This is a genomic window from Methylobacterium sp. UNCCL125 (genome assembly GCF_900116795.1).
Lineage (GTDB): Bacteria > Pseudomonadota > Alphaproteobacteria > Rhizobiales > Beijerinckiaceae > Methylobacterium > Methylobacterium fujisawaense.
On the sequence record NZ_FPBW01000007.1, the window covers coordinates 87,486 to 102,981 of the forward strand.

Genomic DNA, 15,496 nt, shown 5'->3' on the forward strand with positions numbered 1-15,496 from the left:
CCGGAGCGCCGCGGAGGCCTCGAAGCAGACCGCCAGTCGGCGCCGCGATCCCTGGCGCCCGCCTTCGAGTCCCGCGACGCGGGCACCGCAGGATGAGGGCGCAGCGGGATGCGGGGCATGAGGGGGGGCGACCGCAACCCTGCGGCGATGCGGTCCGGCCCTTGCTTGATCGGACGTGATCGCGAAACAATCCGGGTCTAGCCGGTGAGCCGGTACACAGCGCGGAATTGCCGGCCCGCCGCCGGCCGGCGGAGACCGCATGGGCCTCGTCCTCTACGCCCTCAAGTTCCGGATCACGACCTACGTGCTCGCCGTGCTGATGATGCTCGGCGGCGTCGGCGCGATCCTCGTCACGCCCAAGGACGTGCTGCCGGTCGTCGACATCCCGGTCGTCGTGGTGGTCTGGACCTATACCGGCCTGTCGGCGCCGGAGATGGAACAGCGCATCACGACCTACGCCGAATACGGGATCTCCAATAACGTCAACAGCATCCGACGGATGGAGTCGACGACGCTCCAGGGCACGGCGGTGCAGCGGATCTACTTCGACCCGTCCGTCAGCCTGGATCTCGCCATCGCCCAGGTGGTCTCCTCCACCAACTCGATCCGCGCCGTGATGCCCACCGGCACGCAGCCGCCGGTGATCGTGCGCTACTCCGCCTCCTCGGTGCCGGTGATCCAGCTCGCCCTGACCTCGGCCAAGCAGAGCCTCAACGAGGTCTACGACTACGCCCAGTACCGGATCCGCCAGACCCTCGCGCAGGTCCCGGGCTCGACCCTGCCGTCGCCGTTCGGCGGTGCGCCCCGGCAGATCATGGTCGATCTCGACCTGAACGCCCTCCAGGCGCTCGGCCTGACGCCGCTCGACGTCACCAACGCCATGACGGCCCAGAACCTGACGGTGCCGTCCGGCCTCGCCAAGATCGGCGAGCAGCAATATCCGGTCCAGCTCAACGGCACCCCGCCCTCGATCGAGACCCTGAACCTCGCGCCGATCAAGGTTGTGGCCGGCCAGCCCGTGCTGATGCGCGACGTCGCCTATGTCCGCGACGGCGGCCCGCCGCAGGTCAACGTGGTCAGCGCCGACGGCCAGCAGGCCGTGCTGATGCAGATCATCAAGAACGGCAACGCCTCGACGCTGAACGTCGTCAACAACGTCAAGGCGGCGATGCCGACGATCCGCGCCGCCGCCCCCGACGGCCTGTCGATCAAGCCGCTGTTCGACCAGTCGGTCTTCGTGTCGAACGCCATCGAGGGCGTGCTGCACGAGGCGCTGACCGCCGCGGCCCTGACGGGGCTGGCGATCCTGCTGTTCCTCGGCTCCTGGCGCTCGACCATCATCGTGCTGATCTCGATCCCGCTCTGCGTGATGACCTCGCTCGCGGTGCTGGCGGCGCTCGGCGAGACCATCAACGTGATGACGCTGGGCGGCCTCGCCCTGGCGGTGGGCATCCTGGTGGACGACGCCACGGTGGCGATCGAGAACACCTACCGGCTGTTCGAAGAGGGCGAGGAGTTCCGCGAGAGCGTGGTCCACGGCGCCGCCGGCATCGCCAAGCCGGCGCTGATCTCAACGCTCGCGATCTGCGCGGCCTTCACGGCGGTGTTCGCGCTGACCGACACGCCGAAATACCTGTTCACCCCGCAGGCGCTCGCGGTCGTGTTCGCGATGCTGACCTCCTACCTGCTCTCGCGCACCCTGGTGCCGCTGCTGATCGACGTGATCGTGGCGCCGGAATACCGGCAGAAGCACGCCAAGGACCGGGCGGAGCACGAGGCCCCCCGCCGGGGCCGGATCGCCCGGGCCGCCGGTCTCGTCGGCGCCCCCGTGATGCGGCTCGCCGGCTGGATCCATGGCCACTTCGAGCGCGGCTTCGCGCGGTTCCACCGGGGCTATGTCGGCCTGCTCCACGCGGTGCTGCGCCACCGGATCGTCACCGTCGGCGTCGTCGGCGGCGTGCTCGGGCTGACCGGCGTGCTGTTCGCCTTCGTGGGCCAGGATTACTTCCCGCAGATCGAGGCGAGCCAGATGACCCTGCATCTGCGCACCCGCACCGGCATGCGCATCGAGACCGCCCGGCAGGTCTTCGCCGAGGTCGAGGGTACCGTCCGCGAGGTGATCCCGGCGGATGAGATCGATCAGATCCTGCAGAATCTCGGCCTGCCGTCGAACAACTACAACTTCGCGTTCTCGGACGGCTCGTTCGTCTCCTACAATGACGGGCAGATGCTCATCAGCCTGAAGGAGGGGCACGGCCCGGTGGCCGGCTACATGAAGCGCCTGCGCGACGTGCTGATGAAGCGCTTCCCCGACGTGACCGTCTATTTCCAGCCCGCCGACATGATCACCCAGATCCTGAATTTCGGCGTCCTCACACCGATCGACGTGCAGGTCTCAGGCCGGCACAAGGAGAAGGATCTGGAGGTCGCCCAGCGCATCGTCCAGCGGCTGAAGCACACGAAGGGCCTCGTCGACGTCCACCTGCAACAGATCGTCAACGCGCCGCAATTCTACGTCGACGTCGACCGGCGCCTCGCCTCCGAACTCGGCCTCACCGAGCAGCAGGTGGCGCAGAACATGAACATCTCGCTGTCGGGCAGCTACCAGGTGACGCCGAACTTCTGGCCCGACCCGAAGACCGGCATCCCCTATCAGCTCTGGGTGCAGACGCCCGAATACCGCAACAGCTCACTCACCGATCTGCGCAACACGCCGATATTCGTGCGCGCGGCCGCCACCTCCGGCTCGGGCCCCGGCGTGCTCACCCTGCTCTCGAGCCTCGCCGACATCCGTCGGACGCCGACGCAGACCATGATCAGCCACGTCAACATCCAGCCGACCTTCGACATCTTCGCTTCGGTGCAGGACCGGGATCTCGGCACGGTGGCCCGCGCGATCGACGCGATCGTCCAGGACGAGCAGAAGAACCTGGAGGCGCCCGACAAGATCGTGGTGCGCGGCCAGATCGAGAACATGCGCTCGGCCTTCTTCCGCCTGGAGATCGGCCTCGGCATCGCGCTGATCGCCGTCTACCTCTTGATGGCGGTGAACTATCAGAGCTGGGGCGACCCATTCGTGGTGATCGCGGCCCTGCCGATGGCGTTCTGCGGCATCACCTTCGCGCTGTTCGTCACCGGCACGACCTTCTCGATCCCGTCGATCTTCGGGGCGATCATGTCGGTGGGCATCGCCTCGGCGAACTCGATCCTGCTCGTCACCTTCGCCAAGGAGCACCGGGAGGCGACGGGCTGCAGCGCCCTGGAGGCGGCGATCACCGCGGGCGAGACCCGGCTCCGGCCGGTGCTGATGACCGCCTCGGCGATGTTTTTGGGATTGATCCCGATGGCGCTGGGCACCGGCGAGGGCGGCGAGCAGAACGCGGCGCTGGCCCGCGCCGTCATGGGCGGCATCGCCTTCGCGACGCCCGCGACCCTGCTGCTGGTGCCGTTCCTCTACGTGCTGATGCGCGGCGGTCCGGCCCGGCCGGTGCAGGATTACCTGGAGCCGGAGGGGCGACCGGCGGCGGCCTGAGCGCCGGACGCGCGGCTCTCGCCTCCCCCGCGTGGGGAGGCGTCGGAGGTGGGGGGCAGGCGGCGCCGGGACGCTCGATCCTGCACCTTCCCGAGCCCCACCCCATAAGGAGGAGGGGAAACGGCTCACCTCTCCTTGAACCCGCATTCCGGCGTGTCGTCGGCGTTGCCGTGATACGTCTACGGCAGGAACAGCCTCGGCCCGGCGTGGTGGCGTCGTGCGGTGCCTATCCGATCAGTAGCGCCGCTCCATCCGTCGCTCGTGCCGATCCATCCTCCGGTCCTGCCGGTTGACCTGCCGGTCCATGCGTCGCTCGTGTCGATCCATCCTGCGATCGTGCCGACGCTCCATGCCGAGGGTCTGCGCCTTGAGGATCAACCCGTCTGCGACGCCGGCCGCCTCGACCGCAGGCCGAGATGTGCCGAAGGGCGCTGCCATCGCGCCGCTTCCCAGGCCGAGCGCGAGGGCTGCGGCGACGGAAAACCCCGCCAACTTCAGATGCGACATCGCCCTCTCCCTCGCTTGGTCGTTGCCGTCAGGACCGACCCTCGCAGTCTTGCGGATTTTTCGTGCGCTGCTTGATCGACGGAGACAATCCGAACGGAATGCGGCGCACGCCATGGCGCGACAGCGCAGCCGGGATCGTCGCGGATCGGAGGCGTCCGGCGGATTGACGGGATCGATCGGGTTCAGGCCCTGACGGACGCCGCGCGCGCCCTGCGGCCTCCGGGGCGACGAGATCCACGCCATCGCTTGCCGGAGCCGCGCTCCTCCCCCTTGCGGGGTGGAGTTGGAGGTGGGGGCGCAGGATGAGGCGGTGCGGTGCCTTCTGCACCACCCCACCCGTAACCCCTCCCGGCAGGGGGAGGGGATGCGCGCTGCCCTGTCGGAACGGGGTGTCAGACCGAGCGGTGTGGATCCGGTGGTCCGCAGGGGGAGAGGAGCGGCGGGCGTCGGTTCGGAACCGCCACGCCCGGACACCGCTGGCCCGTGCGGACCGCACGAATGTCCTCAGCCCTCCTTGAAGCCGTATTCCGGCGTGTCGTCGTCGTTGCCGTAATACTTGTACGGCAGGAACTTGCCCGACATGGTGAGCTTCACCCGGTCGCCCTTGTTGTTGGCCTCGCGGGCCATGTCCATGTTGAAGTCGATCGCCGACATGATGCCGTCGCCGAACTCCTCTTGGATCAGCTCCTTGAAGGTCGTGCCGTAGACCATCACCAGCTCGTAGAACCGGTAGATCAGCGGGTCGGTGGGCGGCAGCGACGGGATCGAGCCGCGGTAGGGCGGCTCGTTGAGCATCCGCTCCTCCGCCTCGGTGAGGCCGAAGAGTTCGGCCGCCCGCTTGGCCTGGGCCTTCGGCAGCTTCATCTGGCCGAGGCACGCGGCGGTGATCAGGAACGGCGACAGGCCGCCGATCGCCTCGTGGATGTGCTTCCAGGTCCAGCCCTTCTCGCGCTTGATGTCGAGAAGCTTCTCGGTGAGGTCCTCGCGCTTCATGGTCGGCTCCTGGGTTTCAATCTGCGATGGGTTCGGTGAGGCCGCGTCGTCCGCGGCCCCACCCACCCCGATGCGGGGTGCGCGTCCGGATCGCGACCGGTGAGGGGATACGGTCGCGACCGGACGCGGACATCCGCCGATCATCGGCCTGGCCGCTATCGGGAGCGGCGCCGGACGACGGGCGGACCCCCTTCGCTGCGCAAGCGGTATGCCAGCCGCGGAAATTCCGGAATCGCCAGCGCCGGCAGGAGGTTGGCCGGCCAGTGCGAGAATCACGACATCTCGTTGGAAACGAGATATCGTCAGACCATGACGACATATCGTGACACCCGCGAGATGGGCGCGTTCGGGGCGGTCTTCGAGGCGAGCCCGGATCCCATGCTGGTGCTCCTGCCCGAGGAGGACCGGATCGCCGACGCCAACGCGGCGGCGGCGCGTCTGCTCGGTCACGGGCGTCCGGCGCTGCGGCGGGCCCGGGCCAGCGCGCTGTTTCCGGGCCAGCTCGCGGCCCTCACGGCGTTCACCCAGGCCGTCCTGGCGAAAGGGCATTGGTGGACGCGGACCCTGGCGCCCCGCGACGCGGCGGGCCGCGACCTGCGGGTCGAGACCGTGGCCTTCCCGCTTCCGGGCGAACAGATGCGCCTCGTCGTGGCGCTCGCGGATCCGGACGCCCTCCACCGCCGTCAGGTCGACGGCGAGGCCGAGGCCCATATGCGCGCGGGCCTCTCCGAGTGGCAGCGGATGGAGCGGATCTTCCGCGACATCGAGCGGGGCAACCAGCTGATCCTGCGCGCGGCCGGGGAGGGGATCTACGGCGTCAACGCGGAGGGCGTGACCACCTTCGTCAATCCGGCTGCCGCGCGCATGCTCGGCTGCGAGGCCGCCGACCTCGTCGGCCGGGACATGCATGCCGCCGTGCACCACACCCGCGCCGACGGCAGCCACTACCCCCATCGCGACTGCCCGATCTACGCGGCGTTCCGCGACGGGATCGTGCATCAGGTCGATCACGAGGTCTTCTGGCGCGCCGACGGGACGTCCTTCCCGGTCGAGTACACCTCGACGCCGATCCGCGACCGGGGACGCCTGCTCGGCGCCGTCATCGTGTTTCGCGACATCAGCCAGCGCCGGGAGGCCGAGGCCCGGCTGACGAGCGCGCTCGCCGAGGTCGACTCCCTCCGGGAGCGCCTCGAGCTGGAGAACGCCTATCTCAAGGAGGAAATCCGGGCCGAGCGCCAGCACCAGGGCATCATCGGCCGCTCCCCCGCCATCGCGGCCACGCTGCGCCAAGTCGACCTCGTGGCCGGAACCGACGCCACGGTGCTGATCACCGGCGAATCCGGCACCGGCAAGGAACTCATCGCCCGGGCGATCCACGAGGCGAGCCGCCGCAGCGCCCGCCCGATGATCCGGGTGAACTGCGCGGCGATCCCCCGCGAGCTGTTCGAGAGCGAGTTCTTCGGCCATGTCAGGGGTAGCTTCACCGGGGCGCTGCGCGACCGGATCGGGCGGTTCGAACTCGCCGATGGCGGCACGCTGTTCCTCGACGAGGTCGGCGAGATCCCCCTCGACCTCCAGGGCAAGCTGCTCCGCGTCCTGCAGGAGCGCTCCTTCGAGCCGGTCGGCGAGGCCCGCACCCGCGCGGTGGACGTGCGCGTGGTCGCGGCCACCAATCGGGACCTGCGCGCCGAGGTCCGGGCGGGCCGCTTCCGGGAGGATCTCTACTTCCGCCTCAACGTCTTCCCGATCCAGGCGCGGCCCCTGCGCGAGCGGCCCGAGGACATCCCGCCGATCGCCCTGCACCTGCTCCGGGTCGCCGCGCGCCGCCTCACCGTCCCGGAGCCGCGGCTCTCGGAGGGCGATGTCCGCCGCCTCTGCCGCTATCCCTGGCCCGGCAACGTCCGCGAGCTGGAGAACGTGATCGAGCGGGCGGTGATCCTCTCCGCCGGGGGCCGGCTCCGCCTCGATCTGCCCGACGGCGAGGCGACCGGGCCCACGGACCTGGCCGCACCGGCCGCGGCGCCCGGCGGGCGGCCGGCCACGGAGGCCGAGCGCCGCGCCCGGGATCGCGCCGAGATCGTCGCCGCCCTGTCCCTGGCGGGCGGCCGGGTCTCCGGGCCGGGCGGCGCGGCCGAGCTGCTCGGCCTGCGCCCGACGACGCTCGCCTCGCGGATCAAGGCCCACGGGATCCCGCGCGGCTGATCCGGCAGGTCCTTGATCCGATCTTAAGATCGCTGTGCCAGGGGTCGCTCCGGCCTTCCCCGTCGACGTCGCAGCGCCCCGGCCGATGCAGGATCTCTCCGAGCCCGTCACCCTCCCGGCCGGCGCCGTCCTGTTCGAGGAGGGGGCGATCGGGCACTGTGCCTACCTGATCCTGAGCGGGCGCATCGCGATCTTCCGGCGGCGCGACGGTGGCGAGACGGTGCTCGGCCGGCGGGGGGCCGGCGAGCTCTTCGGCGAGATGGCCATCCTCGACGCCCTCCCGCGCTCCGCCGGTGTCCGCGCCGAGGAGGACTGCGTGCTCGTGCCCGTGGGGGCGGCGCAGATCCGCCAGCGGCTCGCCGGCGCCGATCCGATCCTGCGCCTCTGCCTCGAGGGGCTCATCGCCCGGTTCCGGGAGACCCTGCCGCGCCTCGGACCGGCGGTGGCGGGGAGCCGGCCGGCGGCGCTGTCGCCGGCCGCCCGAGCCGATTTCGACGCGACGGTCGCCGCCCTCGCGCAGGAGCGCGCCTTGCGGCGGGCCCTGGCCCAGGACGAGTTCGCGCTGTTCCTGCAGCCGATCGTGCGGCTCGCCACCGGGCGGCTCGCCGGCTTCGAGGCCCTGATCCGCTGGCACGATCCCGAGCGCGGGCTCGTGCCGCCCGCGGCCTTCATCCCGGCCGCCGAGGCGAGCGGCCTGATCGTCGCCATCACCGCCTGGGTGATCGGCGAGATCGGCCGGATCGTGCCCCCGATCCTGCAGGCCGGCCTGCAGGCCCCCGCCTCCGTCGAAGCCTCCCTGTTCGTCAGCTTCAACGTCACCGCCCAGGACCTCGCCCGGTCGGACATTCCGGGCCTGATCGACGCGATGCTGCGCCGGACCGGTATCGCCCCCGGGGCCCTCAAGCTCGAGATCACCGAGAGCACGCTGATGCAGGATCCGGCCGGCGCCGCCGCCGCCCTCGCGCGCTGCCGCGCGGCCGGCCTCGGCATCGCGGTGGACGATTTCGGCACGGGCTATTCCTCGCTCAGTCATCTTAGCGCCCTGCCGATCACCACGCTGAAGGTCGACCGGGCCTTCGTCCGGGCCATGCTGTCGGAGCCGCGCGATCGCCGGATCGTCCAGACCATCCTGCGGCTCGCCGAGGAGATCGGGGTCGCGGCGGTCGCGGAGGGCATCGAGGGTCGCGCCGAGGCGGAGGCCCTGGCGGCGATGGGCTGCGCCCTGGGCCAGGGCTACCATTTCGGTCGTCCGATGCCGCAGGCCGATGCCCTTGCGGCGGCGGCTGCCTGGGATGCCCTGCGCTGGCGGTGCGGGCCGGCCGAATTGGCCGATTCCGGGCGGCAGGGGGGCCACGGCGCCCAGATCTGAGGGAGTCCGGGCCTCGGCGGCGACGTTTGCCGCCTCCGCGAGCGTGGTTTCGATGCACCGGGCCGGCGGGAAGCGCGCGGCTCCGGGCGGAAACGCTTGCATCCGGTGCGTGTTTTCGGACCATGCGTCTTCGGGTCTCGGAGGCGGGCTTTGGGCGGAGACGAGCGGGACGGGCAGATGGCCGATGGGGCGGCAGGCGCATCCGCGCGGCCGGTGCCCTGGGAATTCGTGCTGCCGGACGAGACGGCCACGGAGGATCTCGGCCTGTTCCTCTCCGAGTTTCTGCTCCCCGGCGACGTCGTCGCCCTGTCGGGTGGCCTCGGCGGCGGCAAGACCACGCTCGCCCGCGCGGTGATCCGCGAACTCGCCGGCGACGCGCAGCTGGAGGTTCCGAGCCCGACCTTCACGCTGATCCAGCCCTATGCGGCCCGGGATGGTCGGCCGATCATCCATGCCGACCTCTACCGGCTGCGTGACCCGGACGAATTGGTGGAACTCGGCTTCGACGAGATGGCCGAGGGCGCGATCACCCTGGTCGAGTGGCCGGACCGGATGCCGCCCCGCGACGGTCCGGTGCTGACCGTCGACCTGTCCCTGCGGGCGGAGTTCGGCCCCGAGGCGCGGCTCGCCCGGATCGACGGCACCGGCGGCATGCGCGCCCGCCTCGATCGGGCCCGGGCGGTGCGCCGCCTCCTCGACCGCAGCGGGTGGGACATCGCCGAGCGGACGCTGATGCAGGGGGACGCCTCCTCCCGCGCCTACGAGCGTCTGACCAAGCCCGACGGCACCAGCGCCGTGCTGATGATCGCGCCGCCTCGGCCGGACGGGCCCCCGGTGCGGGACGGCAAGCCCTACAGCGCGATCGTGCACCTCGCCGAGAGCGTCCACGCCTTCGTGGCCCTGGACCGCGGCCTGCGGGCGCTCGGCCTCTCGGCGCCCAAAATCTACGGCGAGGACCTCGCCGAGGGCCTGCTGATCCTCGAGGATCTCGGCAGCGAGCCGGTGATCGAGGGGGGCGCCCCGCGGCCCGAGCGCTACGCCGAGGCCGTGCGCGTGCTCGCCAAGCTCCACGCCAACCCGCTCCCCTCGGCCCTGCCGGTGGAGGACGGGATCGAGCACGTGCTGCCGCCCTATGACATGGAGGCGCTGCTGTTCGAGGCGGAACTGATGCCCGAATGGTACGCGCCGGCGATCCGGGACGTCCGCCTGACGGCGGAGGCGCGGGCGGCGTTCGTCGACCTGTGGCGGGAGGCGCTTCAGGGCGCGATCCCGGACCGGCCGACCTGGACCCTGCGCGACTACCACTCCCCGAACCTGATCTGGCTGCCCGAGCGCGACGGGCTGGAGCGGGTCGGGCTGATCGACTTCCAGGACGCCGTGATGGGCCACCCGGCCTACGACGTCGCCTCCCTGCTGCAGGATGCCCGGGTCGATTCCAGCGCCGAGTTCGAGCTGCGGCTGCTCGGCCTCTACGCCCGCGAGCGCCGCGGCCGGGACCCGGCCTTCGATGTCGGGGCCTTCGCCACCGCCTACGCGCTGCTTGCGGCCCAGCGGGCCACGAAGATCCTCGGCATCTTCGCGCGCCTGGACCGGCGCGACGGCAAGCCCGGTTATCTCGCCCATCTGCCGCGGATCGAGGGTTATCTCGCCCGCAACCTCGCCCATCCGGCGCTCGCCGGACTGCGGGCGTGGCACGCGGATCATCTGCCGGGCCTCGTCGCTCCGGCTCCCGAACCCTGACCATCGGATTCCCGACCGCATGAGCGAGCCCGCCCCCGCCGTCAGCCGCGCCTTCGTCCTGGCCGCGGGCCTGGGCAAGCGCATGCGGCCGGTGACCGCCACGGTGCCGAAGCCCCTGGTGGAGGTCGCCGGCAAGGCTCTGCTCGATCACGCCCTGGACCGGGTCGCCGAGGCCGGAATCGGGACCGCGGTCGTCAACGTCCACTATCTCGCCGACCTGATCGAGGGGCATCTTGCGGGCCGGACCGAGGGGCCGGCCACGCTCGTGTCCGACGAGCGTGGAGCGTTGCTGGAGACGGGCGGTGGCATCCGCAAGGCCTTGCCGCTCCTGGGCGCGGGGCCGTTCGTGGTGCTGAACTCGGATTCGTTCTGGCTCGAGGGGCCGGCCTCCAACCTGCGCCGGTTGATCGAGAGCTGGGATGGGGACCGCATGGATGGCCTGTTGCTGGTGGCCCCCACCGCCACCAGCCTCGGCTACGAAGGGGCCGGTGACTTCGTGATGGACCCGGACGGGCGCCTGGAGCGGCGCGGCGAGCGTGAGGTGGCGCCCTTCATCTACGCGGGCGTGGCGATCCTCACGCCGAGCCTGTTCGCGGACACGCCGACGGGCGCCTTCTCCCTCAACCTGCTGTTCGACCGGGCGATCGCGGCGGGGCGGCTTTTCGGGATGCGGCTCGACGGCCAGTGGCTGCATGTCGGAACGCCCGAGGCGATCCGGGCCGCCGAGGAGCGCGTGCGGGCGAGCGCGCGGACTCCGTAGGTCCGGGGGAGCGAGGTGGGACGCATGGGCCGCGCAAGTCGTTGTCCAAAGTGTCTTGCCAAGCCGGATCCGAGCCTCTAGAAGCCCCTTCACACCGGCGGGCCAAGACCCCGCCGCCGTGTCAGGCGCCCGTAGCTCAGCTGGATAGAGCACCAGACTACGAATCTGGGGGTCAGAGGTTCGAATCCTTTCGGGCGCGCCACCTAACCTTTTGCTAGACATTAGCTTTTCCCTTTTCGGCTCTCTCGGCTGGATCGACAGTTTGCAGTTGGTTTGCAAACTTCGTTCGCGGTGAGTTCTCGAAATTATGGATCGCCTGCTCGGCGAGCCCCCGGGTTCGCGCGAGGTATCGCTCCAGGATCGCGTGCACGGTCTTGAGCGAGTGACCCGTAATGGTCGCGATCTGCTGCGGCGTGCACCCGGCTTCCGACAGCAGCGTCACCGCCGTCCCGCGCAGGTCGTGGAAGTGAAGCTTCACCGGCTCTTCGAGGCTCGGGAGCTCGACCTTCTCCAGGCCTGCGAGCTTGGCCGCCTTCTCCCACGTCTCGGCGAAGTACCGCTTCAGGAACGGCTGCCCGGTCTTGGTGGTCAGGATCAGCGGCGAGGTGCGTTCCATCCCGTTCAGCATGGCCCGTAGCGCCGAGGTGCATGGGATCGTCAGGAGCGGGCCCGGCTTGCCGTTCCGGCGGCTCTTGCCCTGTCGGAGCCGGATGACCTCGCCGTCGTAGGCGATCCACTTCAGGCTCAAGATATCCGCCTGGCGCTGGCCGGTGTGCAGCGCCAGGATCAGGGCCCGCTGCAGTTCGATCGGCGCCACCGCCATGAACGCCGCGATGTGCTCCGGCAGCCAAACGATCTCCGAGCGGTCGGCGTGATAGAGGCGCTTGAAGCCCTTCAGGTGATTCGCGGGCAGCCGGCTGCCGTCGACCGCCCAGGTCAGCATGGCCGAGATGGCGGAGAGCCTGTTGTCGGCCTCACGGTCGCCCGAGGCCCGGGCCACCTTCTGCCGCCAGTCGAGGAAGTCGCGACGAACGCGAGGATCCTCAAGCGCCTCGATCGGCATGTCACCGAATTCGGGCTCAGCCTTGGTCAGCATGCGCTTGTACTCGCGCTGCGTGGCCGCTCCGAGCCGGTCGGTGAACTCCGGCGCGGTCGTATAGGCGCGGACAAGCGCCGCGAAGGTCTCGCCGCTGTGCCGAGCCTTAAGCGTCTCCTGGGCCCGCGCATACGACGCGATGAACTCTGGCGATCCGGGCTCGCCTTCCAGCGGCAGGCCCGTCGCGCGATGGTAGCGGTAGACAGCTCGTGAGCCGTCCGCGAGCTGCTTTCGGACCGTGTTGATGCCCTTGAGCCTAACGCGCGTCACGGCGGCCCCTCCAGGCGTCGAGCTTAGACGTGGGCTCCGGTCGTATCTCGTCGCTGGAATAGACGACGATACGGCCATCCTCGATCTCGACGCGGCCCACTTTGAGACCAGCGGCTTGCATCCCGTTCACGGCCCGTCTGATCGCGGCCTCGGTGATGACCTGGCGACGCGGCACGCTCAGCACTCGTTCTGCGAGGGGAAGTGCTCGCTCCACTCCTTGATGCGCGCCTGGATCTCCTCAACGTTGATGACGACGAGGTCGGTCGCGCGGCGGAACGTCTGCCCCTCGGGGGAGTAGGTCGGGTCGATCGCGTGCTCAATCGCGGTGCGAAGGTTCCCGGATTTGGCGGGTATCTGGAGACCGTCTCCGACGAACACTTGGTATGGCTCGATGCCGCGGCCGTCCTGGATCCGTTCAACCCATTCCGCAGACTTCGTCTTAGCGTCCTGGGGCGCGAACCCCCGACGCGTCAGCGCCGTAACGAAAGCGATGTCGAGCGCGGCTTCATCGGTGATCATGGTGGCGACCCCGGGACGACCTTCCGGGATCGCGAAGTTGTAGTGGTCGCTAATCTTCGAGTTGTTGAACTTGCTCCGGGTGGAGCCAGCGAGGCGGAGGGCAAGGGGCAAAGGCAGCATGAAATGTCTCCCACAGACGTTTTATAATGTCGGCAGGAGACATTTGCAAGCGCGCCTCCTGCGCGCGGCGCTAGGCGTCCGGTCGCAGGTTGGACAGCCACACGACCCGCTCCGCCGCCGGCTTGGAGGTTTGGTGCTCGATCGCGTTTCCACGCTCGGCGCCGTCACCGTCGAGCTGATCCAATACGGCCACCAGTTCGTCGGTGGCGTCGAGGGCGAGCGCGAGCGCGCTCTCAATGCGAAAGCGCGTCTCGGGTGCGCGCTGCCGCGGCGGGCGCGGCTCGAACGAGATGACGTCGCCCATGGATCACAACCTCGACGGCATGGATTCGACGACCTCGACGAGCTGCTGCTCCAGCCCGTCGCGACCGGCCGGCGCACCGACTTCCTCGAGGCGGTCGACGACCCGGTCCAGGAGCGCAGTGCACACGCTCATCTGCCAACCGGCGAAGCGGCCGGCCGGGCTGGGCTCCTCAGAGCCGTCGGCGGCCAAGGCGATGCTGCGAGGCTGGCACGTGATCGCGGAGCAGATTTCGGCGATCAGCGCCGCCACATCGTGCAGCGCCGTGAGCTCCGGCGCGGACAGCGGCCCCAGATCGATCGCCGCGGCCACGGCCGCCGGTGTCGGCATGGTCGGCGCGGGCCGCACCCGGCGGCGGACGCGCTCCCGTAGCGAGGCGGCACGCTGGCGCAGGTCCGTGGAGCGGACGAGAAGGCGATAGTTGCCACCCATCAGCGGCCCCCGTGGCGGCAGGCATGGATGGCGCGAGTGACCGGTCCGCCGGATGCGATCAGGCGTACGGGCGCAGCGGGGCGTTCACCGGCGCGGGCCGGTGGTGTAGGGTGACGGGTAGCCATTTCGATCCTCACACGATCGGGTTGGTCAGGGCCGCCCCGGTGTTGGTAGCACCTTGGCGGCCCGTGCCGTTTCTGATATTACTTACCTATGGCGTTGTCAATATCAGAAACCAAGAGCAAGGGCGGCCGTCCTCGCGTTGACGCCACGCCAATCATGGTGCGCGTCGCCCCAGGCCTGCTCGGACCGCTCGACGCCTGGATCGCTCAGCAGCCAGACCCCAAGCCCTCGAGGCCCGAGGCCATCCGGCGCCTACTCGAACGTGCTCTCAAGGTCGGAGCGACCTGATGGCCGATAACGTGAATTTCGAGCGCCTCACAGCCGACGGCCTTAGTAAGGCGTTCGCCGACCTGCAGGCGGTCCGACTTATGCTCGCTGTCGTCTTAGGTGAGCTTGCCAGCAATAAAGAAAATGATGCTGAGGCCGCCAAATTTCTAGAAAGTCGGAAAAATTATCTGTATCAAATCTTAGATCAGGCACTGTCTTCCGTAGACAATCCTGATGAAGAATACATATCTAGGATCAAAGAAACGATCCATGTGACCTTCGAATCGATCCACGTTGGCAGGACAAAGGCATGAGCGCGGCTCAAGAGGCTGAGAAGCTGTCCGCCACATGGTTCAACAACGTAGGCGTAGCGATCGTGGCCACCGGCTTCATCGGGCCCGGCATCAAGGCGCGCGATGCCCTGGTAAACCATGAGGCCAGCGCGCTATATATCTTCTCCATGCTCCTGTGGTTGGCTGCCGGTTGGGGCGTGCATCTGTACGCTCGCGACCGCCTCGTCAGGAGGTATGAGGAATGACCGCCTTCGAGATTTTCTACTATTTTCTCCTGCCCGCTGCGATCCTGCTTGCGACTTACATCGCGCGAAAGTCGATGAGTCGGCCCGTCGTCAAGAATCCAGGCCGGCCAATGGGCCCACCTCCCTTGGTCATTGTGCGGGCAAATCCGCAGGATTTCACAAGGCCTCGGGCCGCAAACGAATAGCGTACCTTTTTGGTGCCCGGGACGGTGTGTTCCGCCCGGGCAGACAATCTGACGCTACTTCAATACGCCCGTCCAAGTAATGATCGCCCGCATCACCCCGGCTTCATCGACGCCCAGATGCTGGAAACCGGATGGCCGTGCCGATGGGCTGGTCCTCTCGATAACGTCGAACTTCCCGTCATCGAGGAAAGACACTTCCAAATAAGGTCCGTCGGGCGAGTTGAGCTCGAATTTTCCGCCCTTCTCGGTCGGCATAAAGTCCGCCCCGTATTTGTTTCTAAACATCCCTAGTTTGCGGATAAAGTCATCTTTGGACTGCTGTAGTTTTTCCTCTTTGGCTTTAGCGGCAGCAATGTTCTGCGCTCGCTCTTCCTGCATCCGCTCGAACATGGCATCGAAGTCGAACATCGTACCTTCCCATGCGTGGCCGTGGGACACGATGCCTGTGCTGCTCGTGTCGCCTTCACCTATGCACGGGTGACGTTCGTGACGGAACAGCTCCTTACGTCGGCATCATCGAGTCGCGCACTTCAGTAACCGGA

14 protein-coding genes and 1 tRNA gene are annotated in these 15,496 nt (G+C 68.9%); 8 read left to right on the top strand and 7 right to left on the bottom strand.

What is annotated here, in order from left to right:
* Nucleotides 1–259 precede the first annotated feature (259 nt).
* A complete protein-coding gene (locus BM396_RS08555) occupies nt 260–3,532 on the top strand; it encodes an efflux RND transporter permease subunit (protein WP_043379305.1) in 3,273 nt (1,090 codons plus the stop codon).
* Between the two features lie 234 nt (nt 3,533–3,766).
* Here the strand turns inward: BM396_RS08555 and BM396_RS32120 are convergent, their stop codons facing one another.
* Nucleotides 3,767–4,282 carry a hypothetical protein gene (locus BM396_RS32120; RefSeq protein ID WP_139231560.1) on the bottom strand — a complete coding sequence of 172 codons (516 nt, stop codon included), beginning with the start codon at nt 4,280–4,282 and terminating at the stop codon, nt 3,767–3,769.
* Nucleotides 4,283–4,543: 261 nt separating this feature from the next.
* On the bottom strand, nt 4,544–5,032 hold the full coding sequence (gene cynS, locus BM396_RS08565) for a cyanase (RefSeq protein ID WP_051044981.1): 489 nt from the start codon (nt 5,030–5,032) through the stop codon (nt 4,544–4,546).
* Nucleotides 5,033–5,410: 378 nt separating this feature from the next.
* Here cynS and BM396_RS08570 point away from each other — a divergent pair, with 378 nt between their 5' ends.
* The 5 genes from BM396_RS08570 to BM396_RS08590 all read left to right on the top strand — a co-directional run bounded on the left by BM396_RS08570 (nt 5,411) and on the right by BM396_RS08590 (nt 11,305).
* Nucleotides 5,411–7,234: a sigma-54 interaction domain-containing protein gene (locus tag BM396_RS08570; RefSeq protein WP_043379462.1), complete on the top strand. Its 1,824-nt coding sequence runs from the start codon at nt 5,411–5,413 to the stop codon at nt 7,232–7,234.
* A gap of 85 nt (nt 7,235–7,319) precedes the next feature.
* A complete protein-coding gene (locus tag BM396_RS08575; RefSeq protein ID WP_043379460.1) occupies nt 7,320–8,603 on the top strand; it encodes an EAL domain-containing protein in 1,284 nt (427 codons plus the stop codon).
* Nucleotides 8,604–8,780: 177 nt separating this feature from the next.
* Complete coding sequence (gene tsaE / locus BM396_RS08580; RefSeq protein WP_051975932.1) at nt 8,781–10,343, top strand: tRNA (adenosine(37)-N6)-threonylcarbamoyltransferase complex ATPase subunit type 1 TsaE; 1,563 nt, start codon at nt 8,781–8,783, stop codon at nt 10,341–10,343.
* 19 nt (nt 10,344–10,362) lie between these two features.
* Entirely contained in the window at nt 10,363–11,103 is a 741-nt protein-coding gene (locus BM396_RS08585; protein ID WP_043379300.1) for a nucleotidyltransferase family protein, read from the top strand.
* Between the two features lie 125 nt (nt 11,104–11,228).
* A tRNA-Arg gene (locus BM396_RS08590) sits at nt 11,229–11,305 on the top strand.
* A 12-nt stretch (nt 11,306–11,317) separates the two neighbouring features.
* Here the strand turns inward: BM396_RS08590 and BM396_RS08595 are convergent.
* The 4 genes from BM396_RS08595 to BM396_RS32710 form a co-directional block, all read right to left on the bottom strand.
* The gene (locus tag BM396_RS08595; protein WP_043379297.1) at nt 11,318–12,469 is read right to left on the bottom strand and encodes a tyrosine-type recombinase/integrase; all 1,152 of its coding nucleotides are present in this window, start codon (nt 12,467–12,469) and stop codon (nt 11,318–11,320) included.
* 177 nt (nt 12,470–12,646) lie between these two features.
* Entirely contained in the window at nt 12,647–13,108 is a 462-nt protein-coding gene (locus tag BM396_RS08605; RefSeq protein WP_043379293.1) for a hypothetical protein, read from the bottom strand.
* A gap of 70 nt (nt 13,109–13,178) precedes the next feature.
* On the bottom strand, nt 13,179–13,412 hold the full coding sequence (locus BM396_RS08610; protein ID WP_043379290.1) for a hypothetical protein: 234 nt from the start codon (nt 13,410–13,412) through the stop codon (nt 13,179–13,181).
* Between the two features lie 3 nt (nt 13,413–13,415).
* Nucleotides 13,416–13,841 (bottom strand): hypothetical protein, encoded by a 426-nt coding sequence (locus tag BM396_RS32710; protein WP_043379287.1) that lies wholly within the window; start codon nt 13,839–13,841, stop codon nt 13,416–13,418.
* A 410-nt stretch (nt 13,842–14,251) separates the two neighbouring features.
* Between BM396_RS32710 and BM396_RS32125 the strand changes: the two genes are divergently transcribed.
* Together BM396_RS32125 and BM396_RS08620 are read left to right on the top strand one after the other, a co-directional pair.
* Nucleotides 14,252–14,545: a hypothetical protein gene (locus tag BM396_RS32125; RefSeq protein ID WP_139239467.1), complete on the top strand. Its 294-nt coding sequence runs from the start codon at nt 14,252–14,254 to the stop codon at nt 14,543–14,545.
* Nucleotides 14,542–14,769, top strand: coding sequence for a hypothetical protein (locus BM396_RS08620; RefSeq protein ID WP_043379285.1), 228 nt, complete (start codon nt 14,542–14,544; stop codon nt 14,767–14,769). Before BM396_RS32125 ends, BM396_RS08620 begins: the two co-directional genes overlap by 4 nt.
* Nucleotides 14,770–15,008: 239 nt before the next feature.
* On the opposite strand, the gene BM396_RS08625 is transcribed toward BM396_RS08620, so the two are convergent.
* Nucleotides 15,009–15,362, bottom strand: coding sequence for a hypothetical protein (locus BM396_RS08625; protein WP_043379283.1), 354 nt, complete (start codon nt 15,360–15,362; stop codon nt 15,009–15,011).
* Nucleotides 15,363–15,496 lie beyond the last annotated feature (134 nt).